This is a genomic window from Ursidibacter arcticus (genome assembly GCF_009761375.1).
Classification (GTDB): Bacteria; Pseudomonadota; Gammaproteobacteria; order Enterobacterales; family Pasteurellaceae; genus Ursidibacter; species Ursidibacter arcticus.
This window is the reverse complement of record NZ_LEKM01000137.1, coordinates 1-23,085: the sequence shown is the minus strand read 5'-3', so window position 1 is coordinate 23,085 and position 23,085 is coordinate 1. Positions and strand designations below refer to the sequence as shown.

General features: G+C 37.7%; 21 protein-coding genes and 1 pseudogene. 9 read left to right on the top strand and 13 right to left on the bottom strand.

Annotation, left to right across the window (positions count from 1 at the left end):
- Positions 1-213: 213 nt before the first annotated feature.
- A pseudogene (locus tag A1D25_RS11170) lies at positions 214-459 on the bottom strand (alternative ribosome-rescue factor A); the annotation flags it as partial.
- Between the two features lie 172 nt (positions 460-631).
- Here A1D25_RS11170 and A1D25_RS05865 point away from each other — a divergent pair.
- The 4 genes from A1D25_RS05865 to queA all read left to right on the top strand — a co-directional run bounded on the left by A1D25_RS05865 (position 632) and on the right by queA (position 4,602).
- Positions 632-1,387 (top strand): class I SAM-dependent methyltransferase, encoded by a 756-nt coding sequence (locus tag A1D25_RS05865; protein ID WP_157394759.1) that lies wholly within the window; start codon positions 632-634, stop codon positions 1,385-1,387.
- A 29-nt stretch (positions 1,388-1,416) separates the two neighbouring features.
- Positions 1,417-2,469, top strand: a complete 1,053-nt coding sequence (locus A1D25_RS05860) for an AI-2E family transporter (protein WP_157394758.1) — start codon at positions 1,417-1,419, stop codon at positions 2,467-2,469.
- A 72-nt stretch (positions 2,470-2,541) separates the two neighbouring features.
- Entirely contained in the window at positions 2,542-3,465 is a 924-nt protein-coding gene (locus A1D25_RS05855; RefSeq protein WP_420825105.1) for a gluconeogenesis factor YvcK family protein, read from the top strand.
- Positions 3,466-3,516: 51 nt separating this feature from the next.
- On the top strand, positions 3,517-4,602 hold the full coding sequence (queA, locus tag A1D25_RS05850; RefSeq protein WP_157394757.1) for a tRNA preQ1(34) S-adenosylmethionine ribosyltransferase-isomerase QueA: 1,086 nt from the start codon (positions 3,517-3,519) through the stop codon (positions 4,600-4,602).
- Positions 4,603-4,655: 53 nt separating this feature from the next.
- Here queA and A1D25_RS05845 read toward each other — a convergent pair whose 3' ends face one another.
- From A1D25_RS05845 to A1D25_RS05820, 6 genes are all read right to left on the bottom strand, one after another.
- Positions 4,656-5,093, bottom strand: coding sequence for an NfeD family protein (locus tag A1D25_RS05845; RefSeq protein WP_157394762.1), 438 nt, complete (start codon positions 5,091-5,093; stop codon positions 4,656-4,658).
- Between the two features lie 42 nt (positions 5,094-5,135).
- On the bottom strand, positions 5,136-6,050 hold the full coding sequence (locus tag A1D25_RS05840; protein ID WP_157394756.1) for an SPFH domain-containing protein: 915 nt from the start codon (positions 6,048-6,050) through the stop codon (positions 5,136-5,138).
- 117 nt (positions 6,051-6,167) lie between these two features.
- On the bottom strand, positions 6,168-7,190 hold the full coding sequence (gene holA / locus A1D25_RS05835; protein ID WP_157394761.1) for a DNA polymerase III subunit delta: 1,023 nt from the start codon (positions 7,188-7,190) through the stop codon (positions 6,168-6,170).
- Positions 7,191-7,205: 15 nt separating this feature from the next.
- Positions 7,206-7,715: an LPS-assembly lipoprotein LptE gene (locus A1D25_RS05830; protein WP_157394755.1), complete on the bottom strand. Its 510-nt coding sequence runs from the start codon at positions 7,713-7,715 to the stop codon at positions 7,206-7,208.
- A gap of 106 nt (positions 7,716-7,821) precedes the next feature.
- Positions 7,822-10,404, bottom strand: coding sequence for a leucine--tRNA ligase (leuS, locus tag A1D25_RS05825; protein WP_157394754.1), 2,583 nt, complete (start codon positions 10,402-10,404; stop codon positions 7,822-7,824).
- Between the two features lie 256 nt (positions 10,405-10,660).
- Entirely contained in the window at positions 10,661-11,110 is a 450-nt protein-coding gene (locus A1D25_RS05820) for a helix-turn-helix domain-containing protein (protein ID WP_157394753.1), read from the bottom strand.
- A 131-nt stretch (positions 11,111-11,241) separates the two neighbouring features.
- On the opposite strand from A1D25_RS05820, the gene A1D25_RS05815 reads away from it, so the two are divergent.
- From A1D25_RS05815 to A1D25_RS05800, 4 genes are read left to right on the top strand one after another with little or no spacing between them, the layout of a single operon-like run.
- A complete protein-coding gene (locus tag A1D25_RS05815) occupies positions 11,242-11,625 on the top strand; it encodes a DUF805 domain-containing protein (RefSeq protein WP_157394752.1) in 384 nt (127 codons plus the stop codon).
- Between the two features lie 50 nt (positions 11,626-11,675).
- Positions 11,676-11,984, top strand: a complete 309-nt coding sequence (locus A1D25_RS05810; protein ID WP_157394751.1) for a hypothetical protein — start codon at positions 11,676-11,678, stop codon at positions 11,982-11,984.
- Between the two features lie 55 nt (positions 11,985-12,039).
- Positions 12,040-12,621 (top strand): hypothetical protein, encoded by a 582-nt coding sequence (locus A1D25_RS05805; protein ID WP_157394750.1) that lies wholly within the window; start codon positions 12,040-12,042, stop codon positions 12,619-12,621.
- 41 nt (positions 12,622-12,662) lie between these two features.
- A complete protein-coding gene (locus tag A1D25_RS05800; protein ID WP_157394749.1) occupies positions 12,663-13,277 on the top strand; it encodes a hypothetical protein in 615 nt (204 codons plus the stop codon).
- Positions 13,278-13,481: 204 nt separating this feature from the next.
- Here the strand turns inward: A1D25_RS05800 and A1D25_RS05795 are convergent, their stop codons facing one another.
- From A1D25_RS05795 to A1D25_RS05785, 3 genes are read right to left on the bottom strand one after another with little or no spacing between them, the layout of a single operon-like run.
- A complete protein-coding gene (locus tag A1D25_RS05795; RefSeq protein ID WP_157394748.1) occupies positions 13,482-16,607 on the bottom strand; it encodes an efflux RND transporter permease subunit in 3,126 nt (1,041 codons plus the stop codon).
- Between the two features lie 12 nt (positions 16,608-16,619).
- Positions 16,620-17,858: an efflux RND transporter periplasmic adaptor subunit gene (locus A1D25_RS05790; RefSeq protein WP_157394747.1), complete on the bottom strand. Its 1,239-nt coding sequence runs from the start codon at positions 17,856-17,858 to the stop codon at positions 16,620-16,622.
- Positions 17,859-17,894: 36 nt separating this feature from the next.
- Entirely contained in the window at positions 17,895-18,476 is a 582-nt protein-coding gene (locus tag A1D25_RS05785; RefSeq protein ID WP_157394746.1) for a TetR/AcrR family transcriptional regulator, read from the bottom strand.
- 235 nt (positions 18,477-18,711) lie between these two features.
- Between A1D25_RS05785 and purH the strand changes: the two genes are divergently transcribed.
- Positions 18,712-20,310, top strand: a complete 1,599-nt coding sequence (purH, locus tag A1D25_RS05780; protein ID WP_157394745.1) for a bifunctional phosphoribosylaminoimidazolecarboxamide formyltransferase/IMP cyclohydrolase — start codon at positions 18,712-18,714, stop codon at positions 20,308-20,310.
- A 116-nt stretch (positions 20,311-20,426) separates the two neighbouring features.
- Here purH and modC read toward each other — a convergent pair whose 3' ends face one another.
- From modC to modA, 3 genes are all read right to left on the bottom strand, one after another.
- A complete protein-coding gene (modC, locus tag A1D25_RS05775) occupies positions 20,427-21,482 on the bottom strand; it encodes a molybdenum ABC transporter ATP-binding protein ModC (RefSeq protein WP_157394744.1) in 1,056 nt (351 codons plus the stop codon).
- Between the two features lie 8 nt (positions 21,483-21,490).
- Positions 21,491-22,177, bottom strand: a complete 687-nt coding sequence (modB, locus tag A1D25_RS05770; RefSeq protein WP_157394743.1) for a molybdate ABC transporter permease subunit — start codon at positions 22,175-22,177, stop codon at positions 21,491-21,493.
- Between the two features lie 79 nt (positions 22,178-22,256).
- Positions 22,257-23,015, bottom strand: coding sequence for a molybdate ABC transporter substrate-binding protein (gene modA, locus A1D25_RS05765; RefSeq protein WP_157394742.1), 759 nt, complete (start codon positions 23,013-23,015; stop codon positions 22,257-22,259).
- Between the last annotated feature and the right edge of the window lie 70 nt (positions 23,016-23,085).

Genomic DNA, 23,085 nt, shown 5'->3' with positions numbered 1-23,085 from the left:
AACGACAAATAGGCTTGAAGGATTATTTAGTGAACTAAAACGAAAATTAAATAATCACAATGGATTAAGCAAAAAGCGTAAGATTATGTTTATAAAGGATTTTTTGAATAAGAAAAGCAATTAACGATCAAAAATATAATGGAGATCCCACACTTTTGTCCACTTGAAAAGAAAATGGACAAAAATCCCACATTTTTGTCCATTACGCCAGTTAAAAGCCCATTCAAAAATAATGTTACTTTTGAATGGGCTTTCTGATTTGCCATAAGCGGTGAGTTTGTGTCTGTGTTTTGCATTTCGTTGATAACTACCTTTCCCTTTACGATTTCGCTCAACTCGAGTTCTAAACAATTTATCCGTAACAAGAGCTTTTACCGCACTCTCTTTAATCTCGCCTCGTTGAAGAGCATATTCAATATGCTGTACATTTTGCTTTAGATGTTTTTGTGAATTTTTCATTCTGTTTCCTTCTTTTAATGATTAAAAACCAAGCGTCTATAATTGTGTCAAATTTCCGTAGTTTTGTATATAAGAACAACTAAAAAAACGCTATAATCGCCCTATTCTATAATGAAGAACCTTTAAGTTCTCAAACAGTCAGATTTATTATTTTACTATTAAGGTGGCAGATATGAAGAAAGAAGAAGTAGGACACCATTTTTTAGCTCGCTTAGGTAAAACTCGTTTACGTCCAGGGGGCAAAATCGCAACGGATTGGTTAATTGCCAACGGTGATTTTAGAAAAGATAAAAAAGTCTTAGAAGTTGCCTGTAATATGGGAACAACAGCAATCGAAATTGCAAAACAGTTTGGTTGCCACGTTATTGGTATTGATTTAGACGAAGAAGCATTAGCTAAAGCAGAACAAAATATCAAAGAGAATGAAGTAAGTGATTTAGTGCGTGTACAACGTGCAAACGCCACTAAATTACCTTTTGAAGATAATAGTTTTGATATTGTTATCAATGAAGCAATGCTAACAATGTTACCTGCAGAAGCAAAAGAAAAAGCAATTCGCGAATATTTACGCGTACTTAAACCAAATGGTTTTTTACTTACTCACGATGTATTACTCAATGGTGACAACGCTGAAAGTGTGATTGCCAAACTCAGAGAAGCTATTCACCTAACAGTAAGCCCACTCTCTAAAGATGGTTGGAAAGAAACCTTTTTAAACTGTGGATTTCGTAATGTTGAAACCTTTACGGGTGAAATGAGCTTACTTTCTCCTAAAGGCTTAATCCACGATGAAGGCGTAATTGGAGCAATGAAAATTGTTGGTAATGCGTTAAAACCTGAAAATCGTGATACTTTCAAGAAAATGTTCCAAACCTTTAATGATCCTGAAAACCAATTAGGATTTATTGCGGTTTGTAGCCAAAAATAAATAATGCTTGCTAATATAAGGAAATAGATATGTTGGATATGTTTCTCCACTGGTACAAACAAAAATTTAATGACCCACAAACAGTAGTGCTGCTGGGTATCTTACTGATTGGGTTTGGTACTATCTATTTCTTTAGCGATTTATTGATGCCTCTTTTGGTGGCTATCGTTTTTGCTTATTTACTCGAATGGCCCATTCGTTTTCTAACCACATCTTTGAAATTACCTCGCTCTCTCTCATTAATTTTCGTACTTGGTGGGTTTATTTCTATTTCTATATTCTTATTTGTGGTTTTACTTCCAACACTTTGGAACCAAGCGGTAACTTTTTTGAAAGATCTTCCCGCTATGTTTAATCTACTTAATGAATGGCTACAAGCTTTACCTGAGCATTATCCTGAATTGATTGATTATGCAATGTTAGATTCACTAATGGCGGGTCTAAAGACCAAAATTTTAGGTTTCGGCGATTCATTACTCACGTTTTCAGTAAATTCCATTGTGAGTATTGTAGGGCTAGGTATTTACGCTTTCCTTGTTCCTTTAATGGTATTCTTTCTTCTAAAAGATAAAGCCTTATTTCTAAACGATGTCGGACGTTTTTTACCTAAAAACCGCCGTTTAGCAAATCGTGTTTGGGGAGAAATGCAACAGCAGATTGCAAACTATATTCGTGGAAAGTTTTTAGAAATTATGATTGTAGGGGTGGTAACTTACATCATTTTTCTCTTTTTTGATCTACGCTATCCCCTATTACTTTCTGTTGCAGTGGGTTTATCGGTATTAGTCCCTTATATCGGTGCGGTGTTAGTTGCAATTCCTGTTGCATTGGTTGCCCTGTTTCAGTTTGGCTTATCGCCTGACTTTTACTATGTGTTACTCGCTTTCGTCATCAGCCAACTACTCGATGGCAATATTGTTGTACCTTTTCTCTTTTCGGAAGCTGTCAATTTACACCCATTAACCATTATTGTTGCTGTTCTGATTTTTGGTGGTCTTTGGGGATTTTGGGGTGTGTTTTTCGCGATACCACTTGCCACTCTTGTTAAAGCAGTGGTTAATGCATTACCAACGACGGATTAAAACACAAGCGGTTAGATTGAGTGAAACTTTTACTTTTACTTTCATTTTAATGTTTTTACATACAGGTTTGCTATGACAGAGATGACAATTCCACCACGCCACCCTAAACTTGCTCAACTGAATAAAGTTGTAGCCTTAGGTGGTGGGCACGGTTTAGGGCGTGTGCTGTCTTCACTCTCATTTTTAAAAGAACGTTTAACAGGTGTGGTAGCAACGACCGATAATGGAGGTTCAACAGGGCGTATTCGTTACCAACACGGCGGTATCGCTTGGGGTGATCTCCGCAACTGTCTAACTCAAATCACAATAAAACCGACCATTGCATCAGCTCTCTTTGAATACCGTTTTGCAGGACAAGGGGAATTAGCTGGGCATAATTTAGGCAATCTTATTCTTAAAGCTCTCGAAGATATGAAAATCCGCCCCGTTGATGGACTAAATTTAGTGCGAGATCTGCTACACGTTCGAGTTGGCTTAATGCCAATGTCTGAATCGCCAGTGCATTTAGCCAGTCATCTTGCGAATGGGGAAACCATTGTTGGTGAAGTATCGATTGATGCTTTAGATGTTGTGCCACAGTCGCTTTCACTAACGCCTAACGTAACCGCTACGCCTGAAGTACTGGAAGAATTAAGCCAAGCAGAATTGATTATTCTTGGGCCGGGGAGCTTTTTTACTAGCATTATGCCGAATTTACTCCTTGATGAAGTCGCTCAAGCCATTCAGACAAGCCACGCTAAAGTGATTTTTATTGACAATATCGGCAAAGAACACGGCGTGGCTGGCTCACTTTCACTGAATGATCGTGTTCAATGGATTGAAAACCGCATCGGCTTAATGCGTTTAAACGGCATTATTACCCATTTAGATGAAACCAGTGAAACACCTTATTACATTACAACGCTTCGAAAAGATTTACAGGCCGAAGACGTATATTACCGCCACGATCGCTACAAACTGAGTAAAGCTATCAATGATATTTATGCATTACTCTAAGCATAAGCGGTTAGATTTTTCCATTTTTTTGCAATTTATTAAGGAATACCTTTGTTAGTTACCGATTTCCATTTTGATCTTCCCGATGAACTGATTGCTCGTTACCCTACTAAAGAGCGTAGTGCTAGCCGATTGCTCTATCTCAACGGCACAACAGGGGAATATCAAGACCAACAGTTTACCGATCTTCTCTCCCATATTGAAACAGGCGATTTGTTGATTTTTAACAATACTCGTGTAATCCCTGCTCGTCTTTACGGACGTAAATCAAGTGGTGGAAAACTTGAAGTATTGGTTGAGCGAGTATTAGATGAACATCGTTGCCTTGCCCATATCCGTTCATCAAAAGCACCTAAAGAAGGGGCAGAAATTATTTTAGGCGAAGATAAATTAGGCGAAGGCAACGGTTTTCACGCCATAATGGTGGCACGTCACGAAGTCTTATTTGAGCTAGAATTTAAGGCAACGCAACCACTGTTTGATTTGCTACAACAAGCAGGACATATGCCCCTTCCGCCTTATATTGATCGCCCTGATGAAGATGCCGATCAAGAGCGTTATCAAACCGTTTATAGCAAAGTGTTAGGAGCAGTCGCCGCACCAACTGCGGGGTTACACTTTGATCAGGAAATGTTAGGCAAATTACAGGCAAAAGGTGTAGATACAGCTTTTGTTACCTTGCACGTTGGGGCAGGTACATTCCAACCTGTTAGGGTGGAAACCTTAGAAGCACATAAAATGCACGCTGAATATGCTGAAGTCAGCCAAGAAGTTGTAGATAAAATTCTTGCCACTAAAGCGAAAGGTAAAAGAGTAATCTGTGTGGGGACAACATCCGTTCGCTCTATCGAAAGTGCTGCACAAGCTGCGGAGAAAGCAGGACAACTTATTGCCCCTTTTTATGCGGATACCAACATTTTTCTCTACCCAGGAAAAACGTTTAAGGTTGTCGATGCTCTCGTAACTAATTTCCATTTACCTGAATCCACACTAATTATGTTAGTTTCCGCTTTTGCAGGTTATCGCAACTGTATGCAAGCCTATCAACACGCGGTGACTTCTCACTATCGCTTTTTCAGCTATGGTGATGCAATGTTTATTACAAAAAACCCGAATGCGTTATCAGATCTACCTTAAAGGCAAAAAGCACTAATACAAAAAGATGGGCAAATACCCATCTTCAGTAAAATCTACAATTTATGTACAAACAGCGTTATACCATCAACCTTATTTACTTGAACACTATCTCCCACTTGTAAATTCTCCCCAATCACTCGCCAAGTTGTATCTCCAAATTTTCCACGAGCAATGCCATTTTCAAGTAGCTCGACAATAGCCCCCTGTACACCAAGCATATGGTGTTCTCGGGCATTTAGAGTGCTGTTTTCATCATCTCTAATATCCTTACTATGCTGATATTTCCACCATATCAGGCTAAAAATAATGGCGAGAATCGCAAAAATGGAGAGTTGCCAACTAAGTGGAATAGGATACAGAGCAACCGTAATAGCAACAACAATTGCGGCTCCGCCCCACCATATAATGAAAACACCAGAAATAATAATTTCTAAAATACATAGTAAAAAGCCTAGAATAAGCCATATAGACCAATCAGGAAACCATTCCATCATCATATTTCCTCCTATTTCTCAGATATGTATAGAAAGAGATTACTGGCTTTTATTATTTTTCAATAATTCAGCAATACCTGCAACAGAACCAATCAAATTCGTTGCTTCTAAAGGCATTAGGACAACTTTACTATTGTCAGATGCCCCAATTTGTTGCAATGCTTCTGTATATTTTTGAGCAATAAAATAATTGATAGCTTTTGTGTCGCCCGTTGCAATAGCTTCTGAAACCATTTTAGTCGCTTTAGCCTCTGCTTCAGCGGCACGCTCACGAGCCTCCGCTTGTAAAAATGCTTCTTGACGTTCGCCTTCCGCTTTTAAAATACGAGCTTGCTTTTCCCCTTCTGCTCGTAGGATCTCTGCTTGACGAATCCCTTCTGCTTCCAAAATATCCGCACGTTTATTACGCTCTGCTTTCATTTGAGCATTCATTGCCTCAACCAACTCTTTAGGTGGACGGACATCTCGAATCTCAATGCGAGTTACCTTAACTCCCCAAAGATTAGTCGCCTCATCAACAATGGCTAATAAACGACCGTTGATTAAATCACGCTGTGAAAGGATATCGTCAAGATCCATTGAGCCTAATACTGTACGCATATTCGTCATTGTTAAATTGACAATTGCTTGTTCTAAATGATTCACTTCATAAGCCGCACGACGAGCATCAATCACTTGGATAAAACAAACAGCATCAATTGCTACACTCGCATTATCTTTTGAAATGACTTCTTGTGATGGAATATCTAACACTTGTTCCATCATATTGATTTTACGTCCTACACGCTCAATAAAAGGAACAATCAGATTTAAACCCGGTGTTAATGTTTTGGTATAACGACCAAAACGCTCAATGGTCCAATGATAACCTTGCGGCACTGTTTTAATTATGGAAAAGAGTACAACAACCACAAGTAATATAAAAATTGCAGATAGACTGAATTCGATATACATAGAGAACTCCTTTGATTTAGGTGAGTAAAAACTGTGCTTATTCTAGCACCAAGAGAAGATTTTCATCTACTCCTTATCACAACCTTTACAAGTTTAGGATCGAACAAGCAGACAGCATTAAGCAAACTTTTGATTGAATATTTCTAATTGTTGCCAGATTTCTTCGCTAAATTCTTGTTTTACTTGCTTTTCGAGATCGGCAAGCGTTTGAATAAGCCGATAGAGCTTAGCATAGGTAAAGCGATTTATCGCTTGTTGGTAGAATGGGCGGCGATTTTGCCACACTTTTAAGCGGTCAAATTCTTGGCGTAAATTACCTTTGAATAGAAACTGATTGAGCTTAACTGGGCTTGGAGAACGAGTCATTTCAAGAATCAACATTAACTCTTTTTGAATAATACGCAGTAACACAACCGCTTGTACTTCTTCATTGCGTAAATGGTTTAAAATTCTGGTGGCTCGTTTAATTTTCCCTGCAAGCAGTGAATCAACCCATTGGAAAGGGGTAAATTGAGCCGATTGTTCAATAATTTCTTGTGCTTTAGTTGGTGTGATTTTTTCGTGACTAAAACGAAGTTGTAACATCCATAAGGTTTGTTGCAAGGCAAGCAAATTCCCTTCATAGCTATAAGCGAGCAGTTTTATTGTTTCATCTTCGAGATCTAACGCCATTTTTTTTGCACGATGTTGCAACCAAATCGGCATTTTGTTGATGTCTGGCGTTTGGCAATTTATCAGTAATCCGTTAGTTTCTAACAGATTGAACCAAGCCTGTTTTTCCATTGCTTTGGATAATTTAGGCAAGTGCAAAATAAAAATTAAATCAGAATGGCTGAAGCTTAGTAATTCTGACAACTGTTTTTGCTGTGGAGCAGTGAGATTATCGGGACAATTTAAAAGCACAATCTGCCGACTAGAAAATAGCCCAGTCGATTGTAACTGATGAAATAAATCGTCCCATTTGGTTTCATTGTTGATTGCAACCTCTATTTTTTCATCAAAACCCTGCTTGCGAGCTAAAGCAATAATTTGATCTTTAGACTCATCGACTAAGAGCAAATCTTGCCCACTTAATAAGTAAAAGGCTTTTAATCCTTTTGCAAGATTTGCTTCAAGTTGTTCTGAAAAAATACGTTCAATCATTTTATAGGTGATTTATTTTGTGTTAGAAAGCTCTTTATGTAATCCCACCATTTTGATGAGAAGTTGGCGAGATGCTTGTTCATACATCTGTTTCATAATCGACTCTTGTTCTTCAGATTTTGCAAGCGCCGCACGAGAGTCATCGAAGAATGTACGGAATACTGACACTTCTAGTGGATAATCGCCTTTTTCTGGAACGGAAACCGTTGCTTTAACCGTTAAGCTAAGGATTTTTTCCGCTTCACGAGCCTGTTTAAATACAGATGCGACGCGAGAAGTACTTTCTGCACTGTTTAAACGTAATGTGGCAATATGGTTATTATTTTCTTGTGGTACAAGCGTAATATCGTTTAATAGCAACTGGTTGCGTAAGATACGCGACATATCGCTATATTGATCCGCACTCTCATAGCGTAAAGTACGCAATTCTTCGGGAAAGCGTTCGCTATTTTTAAATTGCCAACCGCAAGCGGTCAGTAAAGCCGTTAATAGCACAGCGAAAAGAGTAAAAGGTTTTTTCATAAATTTCCTAGTTTATCAATAGATTAGGGTGGGTTTTAGCCCACCATATTTAAAAATCAATCATAGGATTTTGCAATAAATCTGCAAAATCCTACCGCTTGTGCGTTTATTTTGCGACAAAACTTAACATTTTAAATGGAATATAGATAACTTTAATTACATTTAAGCCGTCTAAATGTTTTGCGACATTTTCATCATTCAGAGCTAAGGCTTTGACTTCATCTTCTGTTGCATTTGCAGGTACAGTTACTTTACCACGAACTTTACCATTCACTTGAACAACCACTAATTTCTCATCTTCCACCATTGCTGTTTCATCAGCTTGAACCCAAGGTGCAAAATCAATACTGCTTTCATTACCGATTGCGTGCCAAAGTTCAAAACAGATATGTGGCGTAATTGGGTAAAGCATACGGATAACTGCACTTAATGCTTCCGCCATTACTGCTTTATCTTGAGCATCGTTTAATGGAGCTTTTGTTAATTTATTCATTAGCTCCATTATCGCTGCAATCGCGGTATTAAAGGTTTGACGGCGACCAATATCATCACTAACTTTGGCAATCGTTTTATGTACATCTCGGCGAAGAGCTTTTTGCTCACTAGATAATGCTGCAGGGTTTAATGCTTCTGTCGCTGGACTTTGTTGATATTCAAATACCAAGTTCCATAAACGTCCAAGGAAACGTTTTGCCCCTTCAACACCTGACTCTTGCCATTCAAGTGTCATTTCCGCAGGTGATGCAAACATCATAAATAAACGTACGGTATCCGCACCGTATTTATCCACCATTTCCTGTGGGTCAATACCGTTATTTTTCGATTTCGACATTTTGGTCATACCGCTATGGACTAATTCACGCCCTTCTTTATCAAAGGCTTTGAGAATACGACCTTTTTCATCTTTCTCTAAGGTTACTTCCGTTGGCGATACCCAAATACGCTCGTTTGTTGGTGATGTGTAGTAGAACGCATCGGCTAAAACCATTCCTTGACATAATAATTTTTCTGCTGGTTCATCGCTGACGACAAAACCCGCATCACGCAATAATTTGTGGAAGAAACGGAAGTAGAGCAAGTGCATTGTGGCGTGTTCAATACCACCGATATATTGATCCACTGGTAGCCAATAATTTGCTTCCTCACTATCTAACATTCCTTGCTGATATTGTGGTGATGTATAGCGTGCATAATACCAAGAAGACTCCATAAAGGTATCAAAGGTATCTGTTTCTTTGAAAGCTAGTTGCCCGTTATAGGTAGTTTTCGCCCATTCAGGATCCGCTTTAATTGGGCTTTTTACCCCGTCCATTACCACATCTTCAGGTAAAATAATTGGTAAATCTTGCATTGGAACAGGCACTACATCACCATTTTCAAGGGTTAGCATTGGGATTGGTGCTCCCCAATAGCGTTGGCGAGAAACGCCCCAATCACGCAAACGATAATTAACTTGACGTTTGCCAACGCTCAAACTTTCCAATTTATCTGCAATGCCATTAAATGCACCATCAAAATCTAAGCCATTAAATTCTGCTGAGTTAATCAATTTACCGTGCTCAGTGAAAGCGGCTTGTGTAAAATCCCAATCTGAGCCATCAAGCGGTGCGATAACCTGTTTAATTGGCAAATCGTATTTTTGAGCAAATTCAAAGTCACGTTGGTCGTGTGCAGGTACAGCCATTACCGCCCCTGTTCCATAGTGCATTAACACAAAGTTAGCCACCCATACTGGTACTTCTTCTCCCGTTAATGGGTGAATAGCAAATAACCCTGTTGCCATTCCTTTTTTCTCCATTGTGGCAAGCTCAGCTTCTGCCACTTTGGTATTTTTTGCTTCTTGAATAAATTGTGCGAGTTCAGGATTATTTTCTGCCGCTAAAGTCGCTAATGGGTGAGCTGCTGCCACAGCAACATAACTTACGCCATAGAATGTATCAGGGCGAGTTGTATAAACCGCTAATTTTTCAGCGGTGTCTTTAATATCAAAGGTAATTTCAACCCCTTCAGAACGCCCGATCCAGTTACGTTGCATTGTTTTTACTTGATCAGGCCATTGTGGCAAACCGTCTAACCCGTTGATTAGCTGTTCTGCATAATCGGTAATTTTAATGAACCATTGTGGAATTTCACGTTGTTCCACAGGGGTATCACAACGCCAGCAACAACCTTCGTGAACCTGCTCATTCGCTAATACGGTTTCATCGTTCGGACACCAGTTTACCGTTGATGTTTTACGGTAAATTAAGCCTTTTTTGTACAATTCAGTAAAGAACCACTGTTCCCATTTATAGTATTCTGGTTTACAAGTCGTAACTTCACGATCCCAATCAAAACCAAAGCCCAAAATCTTGAGCTGATTTTTCATATATTCGATATTTTCGTAAGTCCATTTCGCTGGTGCGGTTTTATTTTTAACCGCAGCCCCTTCCGCAGGTAAGCCAAAAGCGTCCCAACCCATAGGTTGTAACACATTTTTACCATTCATTCGTTGATAACGAGAAACCACATCACCAATGGTATAGTTACGAACGTGTCCCATATGTAAACGCCCTGAAGGATAAGGGAACATTGAAAGACAGTAGTATTTTGGCTTGCTTGTATCTTTAATTGCTTTGAAAACTTTATTTTCCGCCCAGTATTGTTGAACTTTAGGCTCAATCGCACTTGGATTATACTGTTGTTGCATAATTTATAACCTATAAAATTGAATCAAAAAAATTGCTGTATAGGATAGCTCAAATTCAACTTTTTTTATAGGTACATTTGTGCATAAGTGAGAGTTTTATTTGAAATAGAAAAGTCGCAAAAATTTACCCAAAAGTAACCGCTTGTTCTTTATTCAATAAGAGAAATGCTCTAAAAGTGGGGATAATTTAGTTTGTAGAGACGCCACGCTTGGCGTCTGAAAGAGATACGTTGTCAATAATATTGAACTAAGTAATTTAGCCTTTGAATGATTTCTCAGATTTCAGAATTGCGTTCATTTCACGCAATAGCTCAATCTCTTTTTTCTGGTTTTCAATGATTTCGTTTTTGCTCTCAATAATTTCATCTTTATGCTTAATAATTAATTGAAATTTTTCGACTTCTTTTTGGAGATCTTCTGATCCTAATGAAATAATTGAATGATTTAATGAATTTTCTGAGCGACAAACTAAAGCGTTATCTGAATTGTTAACTAAGATTCTATCTGCTTCCCCATACATTAATAATTCACAAATATCCATATTAAAAATTTCAGAAATTTGCTCTAATCTTGGCAGATTAGATCTCGTTTCTCCCCTTTCAATTTTTGCATATCCTTTCGTGGACATACTTAATTTAGTCGCCATATCTTCTTGGGAAAGATGATGACTTTCTCTGAGTAAACGTAGTTTTTCATTAACTTTCATATTGCACCACAAATTAGGGATATAAAGGGAATTTTTTCGGGTCGTTAAGGGTAACTTTTGTGGATTGTAGCACAGTTCTAGCCGAAATTATAATAAAGCTCTTTTTTTACTTTTCACATCAGGAAATTTTTATGAATTGGTATCTCGCTGTACTAAAAAAATATGCAACATTCACTGGGCGTACAAGGCGTAAAGAGTATTGGATGTTTACTTTATTCAATTTCATATTTTTTGCAGTGCTGTCAATAGTTGATGAAACATTAGGCACTGAAGGGATTTTTTCAGCAATATATCTACTTGCTACATTTTTGCCTAATTTGGCGGTATCAGTACGTCGTTTACACGATACAGGGCGTAGTGGTTGGTGGATGCTACTTATCCTTATTCCAATTATAGGATCTATCGTACTTATTATTTTTATGTGTATGGATAGTCAAACTGGCAATCAATTAGATAGCCAGACTGGAGCAAATAAATATGGACCTAATCCGAAAGTAGAACAGCGACTAAATTAAGATTTACTGAAATTCACTATTCATATTTATACTGTTACAAAGGTTATTAAATGAAAAATATATTGTTCGTAATATTCATTGCTTTATCTTCAAAAATAATGGCTCATTCAAGCATCTCTTTTAATTTAGATAAAATACCTGAAGATTGTTATGCTGAAGATATTATGGAAGAAATACCAATGCTAATGACAAATGATGATATTTTTACAGTGCTAGATGTAGTTGATGTTGATTTATTAGATAAAAAAACTAATAAATTAGTATGCTCAGCTATATTTGTTACTGAAAAAGGGAATACTCGACCTTATGAGATAACATTCACAAAAAACTCAATGGGTAAAATTATTGTAAGTTACTAAAACAATTAGTTTGTGACTGACATTTTATTAAATAAATTAACATAGGTAATTAATTATGATCTTTCAAAAGAAAATTATTATTGGCTCTATTATGAGTTTTATTGCAACAGGTGTTGGCGTTATTGCAGTGTTCTTTCCTGACTTATTGAATTTACAGAAAAAGAAAATGGAAACTATAGATATAGCGGTTGAAGATATAAATAGTTTTGAAAAAGTATCTTCTTTCCTAAAAGAACGTGCTTTAGATAAGAAGCTATTCCAATTAAATTTGGAAGCCTGTTCAAACATTCATTCAGATAGTGAAATCCAAGAAAATCAAGGTCTTGTTTTTGGTAAGATGGATGATTATTTTAATGAACCGACACTAACAAAATTTGAGCTTAGCCAAGAAGGTCGTGATATTAACTCTCTCAATGAATGTGATCATTGGTGTGCAGGAATAAGCTATAGTTTCCCAGAGAGTTCTACTAGTGCTTCATCAATACATAAGGAATCAAAATGTTCTGTGTATGGAATGGGAAGTACTATAATTAATGGTTTCTTTGTTCATGAAAATACTGATTATACCAAAGGTGAACACGAATTTCATAACTTTAAGCTAATCCCTAAAGAAAGTGTATTACTTAAAGATTATTAAGAAATTGCAATGTAATACTAACCATAATAAAAGGTAACTTTATGATATTTCAAAAGAAAATTATTATTGGCTCTATTATGAGCTTTATTGCAACCGCAGTTGGTATTGTTGCTGTGTTCTTTCCTGACTTATTGAATTTACAGAAAGAGAAAATAGAAACATATCGTTCAGATATTTTTACAGATAAAGAAGCTTCTCTCGTAGAAAAATTTTTATTAAGTAAAATAAAAGATGAGAAACTATTTGAGCTAGATATTCTTATTCCTCAGATAGGTGATAAATCACTGTTATCTGAAAATATTTTTATATTAAACCCATATGATGAATCATTAAATACCGAATTACATATTAAAGATACGAATGCTCTTTATAGAACATCTAATGTTGAAGGAAAAGAAGTATTTTGGTATGAAATAATCAGAGATGGTGGCGAGTCGTATGAAGAGAGTACATCATTTCATTTTCCCAATAATACATCATTTGACTGTGATGATTATGGAGGAACAAGAAAACCATTAAATAAAAATAATGATTTCAGCTGTGGAACTCGAATCAAAGGATACTTTTATTATTCACCAAAAGAAAGTAACCCTGATTATAGAATATATTTTTTCAGAGAAGTCTCTCCAGAGAATATTAAGTTGAAAAATTACTAGCTTATCCTCAAACTATATTTCTATCTAATTTTAATATTTAAAAAATAATTAAGAGGCTTAAGGTTTTATTTTATAAAATTTTAAGCCTTATTTTTGCTCAATAAAATTTAAACTTGCATATAAATAATGACAAAAAGCGGTAACTTCCATTCAAAATTTTGCAAAAAATTTCAGGAAAGTTACCGCTTATTTGAGAGAGTTTAATTAAGCGGAATGTTCAAGTTGTTCGATTTTATTCTGCTCGTGTTTACTCGGCTGGTTTTCATCAAACTCCATTAGCGGTTTATGTTCGCTTGCCAAGAAAGTGTAAATCACAGGTAGCACAAATAAAGTAAAGAGTGTACCAATTGCTAATCCTGCCACAATTACAATCCCGATACTAAAACGCATTACCGCACCTGCACCCGCAGCGTAAAGTAATGGGATAAGCCCTGCAATCATTGCCGCTGTGGTCATTAAAATTGGGCGTAAACGAATTTTAGCCGCATAGAAAATCGCATCTGCACGAGATTTCCCGTGATGTAACTGCTCTTCTTTCGCCACTTCACACATTAAGATACCGTGTTTAGTAATTAAACCAACTAGGGTAATTAAACCAACCTGTGAATAAATATTTAAGGTTGCGCCTTTTACGCCAATAAACGGTAAGCCTAATATATTCAGTACTAATAAAGCACCACTAATCGCAAGTGGAACAGACACTAAAATAACCAGTGGATCACGCCAAGATTCAAACTGAATAGCTAATACTAAGTAGATCATTACCACCGCTAAGGCGAACGTGAGTACTAACGCATTACCCTCTTGTTTATACTGACGAGCTTCACTCATAAAGTCATACTGATAGCCACTTGGTAAAATTTCGGCAGCTTTCGCTTCAGCCCATTGCACAGCATCACCGATAGAACTTGCCACAACACCGTTAATCGTTGCTGAATTTAGCTGGTTTAACTTCGGTAAACTTGCTGGTTGTGAAACCAATTCCATTGAAATAAAGGTGCTTAATGGAACAGATGCTCCGTTACTGGTGGTAACAAAGAATTTACCAAGATCTTCTGGGTTCAAACGATTTTTACGTTCTACTTGTGCCACAATGTTATATGGACGGCTATCAATATCCACACGAGAAAGTGTCGCACCTGATAAATAACTTCCTAATGTCGCACTAATTTGCTGTGCGGTTACACCATAAGTCCCCAATTTTTCACGATCTAAACTAATTCTCATTGAAGCGGTATCAAATTTCAAGTCTAGTTGATTGAAGAAAAACTTACCTGATTTTTGTGCTTCAATTAAAAATTGCTGTGCCACTTGTGCTAAATTTTGGTAACTATCTGCCGTTGTAATCACAAATGAAAATGGTAAACCGCTCTCCCCTGTTGAAATTTCTGCCATTTGGAAAGCCGTAATCGAAACTTCAGGAACAGTACTTGCAATTTTACTCACTTCCGCCAACACTTCAGACTGCGAACGAGTACGCTCATTCCAATCCACTAATGGTACTAAAGCAAATGCACCGTTACTTGATGGAAAGCCTGGCATAATTTGTGTTGCACTAACTTCAGGGATCTTTTGTGTCTCAAGAGCAAAAGGAGTCATTACTTCTTGAATGTAGTCCAAGTTAGTGTTTGAAGGCCCTGTTCCCATTGCCATAATAATACCGCGATCTTCCGATGGGGCTAACTCACTTGCCAATGAACCAAATAAGAATGGCAACGAAGCAAAAATCAATACCGCAAAAGCCAATACCGATTTACGCATAGCCATTACTAGCTCAAGCATATTGGTATAACATTGCGTAATACGGTGTAAGAAACCTTCTACACAACGCTCTAAGCGGCTTGGTTTAGCTGATGCTTTTAAAATACGGCTAGACATCATCGGTGAAAGCGTTAATGCCGCAATACCTGAAATAAATACAGCTCCAGCAAGAGTTAAAGCAAACTCTTTGAAAAGTGTCCCTGTAATGCCTGACATCAATGCCATTGGCGAATATACCGCAATAAGCGTTACTGTCATTGCAATAACAGGTACTGCGATTTCTCTTGTACCAATAATTGCTGCTCTAAATGGCGTTTCCCCCTCTTTAATGTGGCGATCCACGTTTTCGAGTACCACAATCGCATCATCAACGACTAAACCGATAGCAAGGATTAAGCCCAATAAAGTTAATAAGTTAATTGAGAAACCAAATCCTTGTAACACCATTAACACCCCAATCAATGAAATTGGAATTGTTACAATAGGGATAACCATTGCTCTAAATGAACCCAAGAACATTGTAATCACGACTAATACGATTAAGGTTGCTTCACCAATGGTTTTTACTACTTCATTGATTGAGCTATTGATCGCAATAGTTTTGTCATACATTATCTCCGCATCCATTGAAGCGGGTAGATCGTTCTTAATTTTTTCAAATGCAGGATAAATATTCTCTGCAACAACAAGCGAGTTAGCTGTACTTGCCGCTTCAATCGCTAAGACCACTGCATCTGCACCATTAACAATGGCTCGGCTTGTATCACTATTTTTATCTAATTCAATACGAGCAATATCTTTTAATTTAATTTGTTGCCCACTTTGTGTGGTTTTAACCACTAAATTTTCAAGTTGCTCAACATCACGTGTGGTCGATTCAACCTTGTTACGATAAGCCGTATAGTAACCATTTGCATTGCCTGCTGCGGTTTGAACGTTATTTGCAGATAACGCTGCTACAGCTTGTGGCACAGATAGTCCTAAACTTGCCATTTTTTCAGGGTCGAACCAAATGCGTAAACCGAAATTTGTCCCACCAAACACATTGATCTTAGACACTCCGCTCACTGTAAAGAATTGTGGCTTAACCACACGTTCTACATAGTCAGTAATCTGCGGTGATGAAAGTTCATCAGACGAGAAACGGATAAATACAATCGCTTCCATTGCACCCGATGAAGCAGAAATTGAAGGGTCATCAATTTCTGATGGTAATTGTGAACGTACAGCATTTACTTTAGCGGATACATCGGCAACAGCAATACCAGGATCGGTATTTAATTTCATTTTTACCGTAATCGTGCTATTACTTGGTGCACTAGATGATTTTATATAATCAATATTATCTGCCTGAGCGATTGATTCTTCTAATTTTGATGTAACAAACGCCTGCATTGTTTCAGCATCTGCACCTGCGTAAGTGGTAGAAACCGTAATAATGGTATTTACCATTTTCGGATATTCTCGCACCTGCAATTTAAACATTGCTTGCAAGCCCATAATGACGATCACAATACTAATGCTGATCGCTAAAACAGGGCGTTTAATAAAAATATCAGTAAATCTCATTATTTACCCCAATTATAAGCGGCTATTTTTAGCTGGTTGGGTTGTACCCGCACCTTGTTTTTCAGATACAGTCACATAAGCGTTATTACTCAAACGTTGGAAACCACCTGTAACTAATTTGTCTCCAACTTTTACGCCTGATTTTAATTGTGCATAAATACCACGACGATCTGTCGTTTTCACTTCAACTTGTTTTGCAATAAGCACTGTATCTAAATTATTTAGCAGGTGTTTTGCTCGTTCGCCATTCATTGGGCTTTCCGTATGAGTTTCAAGAGTTGCTTTGAAGGTTGCTTTTTCTTCTTCAGAAAGTGGTTGTAATACATAAGCACTTTCACCATACATTGTGTAAGTTACGGCAATTTGCGGCACAACCACTTGATTTGTTTCTGTTGGTAATGCAATGTTTAAACGAGCAAACATTCCTGAATAAAGTAGCCCTTTTCCATTTACTGTTGCTTCTAACTCCACTAAACCTGTTGAGCGATTTACAGCAGGATCAATCGCTGAAATCGCAGCTTCAAAAGTTTGACCTAATACCGCATCAGCTGTTACGGTAACTTTTTGTCCTACGCTGATCAGTTCTAAATCCGTTTGAGGTAAGGTAAAACTCACTTTCATTTGGCTACGATCTTCAACACGCACAATTTCTGTACCTACGTTGATATACTGCCCTTCATTGATTTTCACTATTCCTGCTTCACCATCAAAAGGAGCATAAATCTGGCGGCGTTTAATACTCGCTTTTAAAGATTCAATGCTTGCGACTAATTGATTATAGCTTGCTTGGGCATTATCTAATTCTGCTTTTGATGCACTATTTGATGCTACTAAGTTACGATAACGCTGATAATTCGCCTGTACCGCAGAAAGTTGAGCTTCAGATGCTCGCAAGCTAGCTTGTTCAACGGAACTATCCAATTCAACTAAGAGCTGCCCTTTTTTCACACTATCGCCAGCTTTTACTAACACACGACTGACTGTGCCTGAAACTTGAGTACTCAACATCGCACCTTGATTTGGTCGCACATAACCAACGGCATCAATAACAGGCGTCCACTCTCGCGATGTCACATCCATTGCAGTAACCATTGTAATGTTTGGGAATGGATTCGCTGCGGCATCGGCTTTTGCTTGTGCAATTTTTTGGTTAATCGCAATAACTGCTCCAAAAACCAATAACACAAGCAGTAACACAAGCCAAACACCAAATCTTTTAAAGAAAGAAGGTTTTTTTGTTTCTGTTGTCATATTTTCTCCATAAAACCTAAAATAACGAATTTAAAATTAAACAATAATTGCTTTCCAAGTGCGTAAAATCACATCTTCAATCAACTGTTGAGAATAGACTTTATCCAAGGATAACTGTTGATAAATCAAATCTTGCGGAACTTTCATACTCATTGCATACAAAATTTGCAACGGCAAATCAACAATCACACCTTGTTTCAAACCGCGTTTAATAAAACGATTCCAAGGTAAGTGTTCTGATTCAAAACAATGACGTAGAAGTTCACGAAACTGGGGCAAAGACTCATACTGGTACATATTTTTTACGATATTGAGGTTATTCGACATAAACTCAAACTTTGCTAACCATAACGCACGATACTGCTCAAAGAGCGGTAGCGTTTCATCATACTGTTTTTCAATCGCTTGATTGAACTGACCAAACAAATAAATAACAAGCTGATTTAGTAAGTCGTCTTTATCTTTAAAATAGAGATAAATAGTCCCGACCGATACTCCAGCCTGTTTAGCAATTTTATGAGTGGAAAGATATTGCACTCCATTTTCTGCCATTAACGTATCTGCGGCATTTAAAATACGAAGTGCCACTTCATTGTGTGGCACATTATTAACAATCATAAAAATTTAAAACTTATCAAACTGAACGTTCGTTCATTTTACTCTTTTTTTAATTTTTAGCAAAAGCTAAAAGTTCAGTTTTGTAAAGGAAAAGAAAAAAGTTTTCAGAACATAACTTGCAAAAAATTAGTGAAATATCACCGCTTGTTTACACCTAAATGGATTTTGTAATGCTTTTAGCAAACGTTTGCGTTATAATTTGCACCGTTTTTATTACCAATTTTAAGGAATTAGAATGAGTTATCGTCCAATTAAACAAGCCTTGCTTAGTGTTTCAGATAAAAATGGTATCGTGGAATTTGCAAAAGGCTTATCTCAACGTGGGGTAAAATTGTTATCAACTGGCGGAACAGCTAAATTATTAGCCGATGCAGGTTTAGCTGTTACAGAAGTGTCTGACTACACAGGCTTTCCTGAAATGATGGACGGACGTGTAAAAACCCTTCACCCCAAAGTACACGGTGGTATTTTAGGTCGCCGTGGTGTTGATGATGCAATTATGCAACAACACAATATTGAGCAAATTGATATGGTGGTTGTTAATCTCTATCCTTTTGCTGCAACGGTGGCGAAAGAAAATTGCACATTAGAAGATGCTGTTGAAAACATTGATATTGGTGGTCCAACAATGGTTCGTTCTGCAGCAAAAAACCATAAAGATGTGGCGATTGTCGTCAATAATAATGATTTTGACGCTATTTTGGCAGAAATGGATAACAACCAAAACGGTTTAACCCTTGAAACTCGTTTTAATTTAGCAATTAAAGCCTTTGAACACACTGCTCAATACGATTCAATGATCGCAAACTACTTCGGGCAAAAAGTACCACCTTATCAAGGGGCGGAAGAAGAAGATTTAAGCCAAGTTTGTGGACAATTCCCACGCACACTCAACCTTAACTTTACTCGCAAACAAACAATGCGTTATGGTGAAAATAGCCACCAAAATGCCGCATTCTATGTTGAAAACGAATTGAAAGAAGCCAGCGTGGCAACAGCCGTTCAACTGCAAGGTAAAGCACTCTCTTACAATAATATCGCAGATACCGATGCGGCACTTGAATGTGTGAAAGAGTTCGATGAGCCAGCTTGTGTTATCGTGAAACACGCAAACCCTTGTGGCGTTGCACTAGGGAAAAACATTTTAGAAGCCTACGACAGAGCCTACCAAACCGATCCAACTTCTGCTTTCGGTGGAATTATTGCTTTCAACCGCGAGTTAGACGGTGAAACCGCACAAACTATCGCAGATCGTCAATTTGTCGAAGTCATTATTGCTCCGACAATTTCTGAAGATGCGAAAACTGTACTCGCGAAAAAGAAAAATGTGCGTGTTCTTGAATGTGGTGAATTTTCTGAGCCACCTCACCGCTTAGACTTCAAACGTGTAAATGGTGGATTATTAGTTCAAGATGCAGACCAAGGTCACGTTGATATTGAAGATCTACAATTTGTTAGCGAACGCAAGCCAACCAAAGAAGAGATGGAAGATCTATTATTCTGCTGGAAAGTGGCAAAATACGTTAAATCAAATGCGATCGTATATGCTAAAAATAAACAAACTATCGGTATCGGTGCAGGGCAAATGAGCCGTGTTTATTCGGCTAAAATTGCAGGCATTAAAGCTGAAGATGAAGGCTTACAAGTTGCAGGCTGTGTAATGGCATCAGATGCGTTCTTCCCATTCCGAGATGGTATTGATGCAGCCGCTAAAGTTGGCATTACTTGTGTTATCCACCCAGGTGGCTCAATGCGAGATCAAGAAGTGATTGATGCTGCAAATGAACACGGAATGGCGATGGTATTGACAGGAATGCGTCATTTCCGTCACTAATATTTAGCCATTATAAAGAGGGAGCGATGAAATTTCGCTCCCACATACCTAAGAAAATACCCTACCGCTACAAGAATAATTACCGAACATAACACAAGATTGTTTGTAAATTGCCTTTAAATAGAAACAGACTTAATCTGTACATAAACTTGTTGCCCTTCTGTTAATTGCATTTCTTCAAATGCCCATAGACTGATACTTGCCCAAATCTGCTGTTGTTCGATCTGAATTGCAATATCTAAGCGGTCAGATTGCATCTCGATTTTGCAAACTGTCCCTTGCAGTATATTTCGGATAGATGTTTGTTGCGGTTTTTGTAATGCTAAAGAAACATCTCGACTTGAGATCGTTATTCGTAATTTTTCACCAATTTGATAACGAGATTGTTGATTGATCCATATTCGCTGTTCTCCAATAGCCAGCCCTTGCATTTGATAAGAGGGTTGTAATTCAGCAATCGGTAGTTCAAGCAAGCTCATTTTTTGCGTTTCAGGCTGCCAAGCGGAAAAAGCATCACTATGCCAAACCGTTGCAGTATCTGCATAAGCCGTTACTTTTCCTTGCTCTAACAGTAGAAGATGATCGGCTAAACGTACGACTTCATCTAGGCTATGGCTGACATATAGAATAGGAATTTCAAGCTGCTTAGCTAACTGGCTAAGATAATCCAGCAGTTCTTTTTTGCGTGGCAAATCTAATGCCGAAAGTGGTTCGTCCATCAATAAAATATCTGGATCTGACAATAAAGCACGTCCAATAGCCACTCTCTGTTTTTCTCCGCCAGATAAGCTATTAGGGAAACGTTGTAGCAAATGTTTAATGCCTAATAATTGTACAATTTGTGAAAGTTTTTGAGAATCTACCCGCTTGCAGCCATATTTTAAATTGCCTTCCACACGATAATGCGGAAATAGTCTAGGCTCTTGGAAAACATAACCTACTTTACGTTGTTCGGGGGGGAGATTTATTCGCTTCTGACGATCAAACAGAATACGGTCGTTTAATATGATACTTCCGTTATCTGCTTTAGATAGACCTGCAACTAAGTTAATTAGGCTTGATTTTCCAGCACCTGAACGCCCAAATATAGCCGTTACGCCCTTTGCTGCGATAGTTACATTGACGCTTAAAGCTAATTCACCGAGTTGCTGTGTAATGTCGATCTTTAACATTTTTCTACCTATTTATATCGTTGTTGTCGCTGTGCCAACCATTCTGAACAAAATAGTGCAACTAATGAGATAACGATTGCGACTAAACATAAACGAGCAGCTGCAAATTCGCCATCAGGGGTCTCAATAAAAGTATAAAGTGCGGCTGGTATGGTTTGAGTTTCATTCGGGATATTTGAAACAAAGGTAATGGTTGCACCAAATTCGCCAAGAGAACGGGCAAAACCTAATACTGCCCCCGCAATAATCCCCGACAATGAAAGCGGTAAATTTAAGGTAAAAAAGACTTTTATCGGGCTTGCACCTAAGGTTCGAGCGGCTTGCTCCAATTTAGGATCAATACCTTCAAACGCTAATCGAATAGAACGAACCATCAGCGGAAATGCCATTACCATTGAGGCAAGTACAGCACCACGCCAAGAAAAACTAAACGAAAAATTAAACCATTCCCACAAATACTGCCCAATTACCCCTTTTTTTGCCATTAGCACCAGTAGCAAATAGCCAATTACAACAGGAGGTAACACTAACGGTAAATGAATAATACCGTTCACTAAGTTCTTTCCCCAAAAATCTTTACGAGCAAGTAACCACGCAAATGCAATAGCAAAAGGTAATGCTAATAAGATAGCGATTGAGGCTATTTTTAAACTAAGGACAATCGCATTTAGTTCTTGTGGGGAAAAGTCAAACACAGGAAATTCTCAATAAACAAGCGGTTGGATTGCTGAAAACTTTTGCAAATTCCCCTTTCTAAGAAAGGGGAAATAGGCTTTATTGTACCGCTTTAAAGCCTGCTTTTTCAAATGCTGATTTTGCACTTGCGCTAGAAAGGAAATCTAAGAAGCGTTTAGCTTCTGCCTTTTCACTGAGTGTTGCTGCTGGATAAACAACTTTACCGTAGCTCTCTTGTGGAAATACTGCAACAACTTTTACTTTATCACTTACTTTCGCATCGGTTGAATAAACAATCCCAAGTGGTAATTCGCCACGTTCGATATAAGCGAGTACCGCACGCACATCTTTTGCTTTAGATAAGCGATTTTCTACATCAGCCCATAGATTAAAATGTTCAAGAGCTTTTTTGGCATAACGCCCAACAGGCACATTATCATCTCCCACTGCTAAATAGCTCTCACCAATTACCTTTTTAAAGTCGATCTCTTTAACAGTGGTCTCTTTAAGCTCGCTGTCCTTAGGTGCAATCAAGACTAATTCATTTTCCGCTAAGGTTTTTATATTTTGGGTTTTATTTGGCTGTTTTTCTGCAACATAGTCCATCCATTTTTGATCTGCTGAAACAAAAATATCCGCTGGAGCATCTTGTTCAATCTGTTTTGCCAAAGTTGAAGAACCCGCAAAAGAAAATGTAATACTATCTTCAGGGTGTTGTTTTTTATACTCTTCACCAATTTGCTGTAACACATTTGTCATTGACGCTGCCGCAAATACAGTAATATTTTCCGCTAATACTGATGTAGCACTCATACTAAAAGCACTGACTAAAGCTAATCTCAGTAATGTTTTTTTCATATCATCTCCTGTAATGTAAATAAAAAATCATTATATAAATTATTATATAATGATTCAGACTGATGACAAA

Coding starts and splice junctions, on each gene's coding strand:
- A1D25_RS05865 (WP_157394759.1), top strand. CDS start 632: ATGAAGAAAGAAGAAGTAGGACACCATTTTTTAGCTCGCTTAGGTAAA.
- A1D25_RS05860 (WP_157394758.1), top strand. CDS start 1,417: ATGTTGGATATGTTTCTCCACTGGTACAAACAAAAATTTAATGACCCA.
- A1D25_RS05855 (WP_420825105.1), top strand. CDS start 2,542: ATGACAGAGATGACAATTCCACCACGCCACCCTAAACTTGCTCAACTG.
- A1D25_RS05845 (WP_157394762.1), bottom strand. CDS start 5,093: ATGGAATGGTTTCCTGATTGGTCTATATGGCTTATTCTAGGCTTTTTA.
- A1D25_RS05840 (WP_157394756.1), bottom strand. CDS start 6,050: ATGTATATCGAATTCAGTCTATCTGCAATTTTTATATTACTTGTGGTT.
- A1D25_RS05830 (WP_157394755.1), bottom strand. CDS start 7,715: ATGAAAAAACCTTTTACTCTTTTCGCTGTGCTATTAACGGCTTTACTG.
- leuS (WP_157394754.1), bottom strand. CDS start 10,404: ATGCAACAACAGTATAATCCAAGTGCGATTGAGCCTAAAGTTCAACAA.
- A1D25_RS05820 (WP_157394753.1), bottom strand. CDS start 11,110: ATGAAAGTTAATGAAAAACTACGTTTACTCAGAGAAAGTCATCATCTT.
- A1D25_RS05815 (WP_157394752.1), top strand. CDS start 11,242: ATGAATTGGTATCTCGCTGTACTAAAAAAATATGCAACATTCACTGGG.
- A1D25_RS05810 (WP_157394751.1), top strand. CDS start 11,676: ATGAAAAATATATTGTTCGTAATATTCATTGCTTTATCTTCAAAAATA.
- A1D25_RS05805 (WP_157394750.1), top strand. CDS start 12,040: ATGATCTTTCAAAAGAAAATTATTATTGGCTCTATTATGAGTTTTATT.
- A1D25_RS05800 (WP_157394749.1), top strand. CDS start 12,663: ATGATATTTCAAAAGAAAATTATTATTGGCTCTATTATGAGCTTTATT.
- A1D25_RS05795 (WP_157394748.1), bottom strand. CDS start 16,607: ATGAGATTTACTGATATTTTTATTAAACGCCCTGTTTTAGCGATCAGC.
- A1D25_RS05790 (WP_157394747.1), bottom strand. CDS start 17,858: ATGACAACAGAAACAAAAAAACCTTCTTTCTTTAAAAGATTTGGTGTT.
- A1D25_RS05785 (WP_157394746.1), bottom strand. CDS start 18,476: ATGATTGTTAATAATGTGCCACACAATGAAGTGGCACTTCGTATTTTA.
- purH (WP_157394745.1), top strand. CDS start 18,712: ATGAGTTATCGTCCAATTAAACAAGCCTTGCTTAGTGTTTCAGATAAA.
- modC (WP_157394744.1), bottom strand. CDS start 21,482: ATGTTAAAGATCGACATTACACAGCAACTCGGTGAATTAGCTTTAAGC.
- modA (WP_157394742.1), bottom strand. CDS start 23,015: ATGAAAAAAACATTACTGAGATTAGCTTTAGTCAGTGCTTTTAGTATG.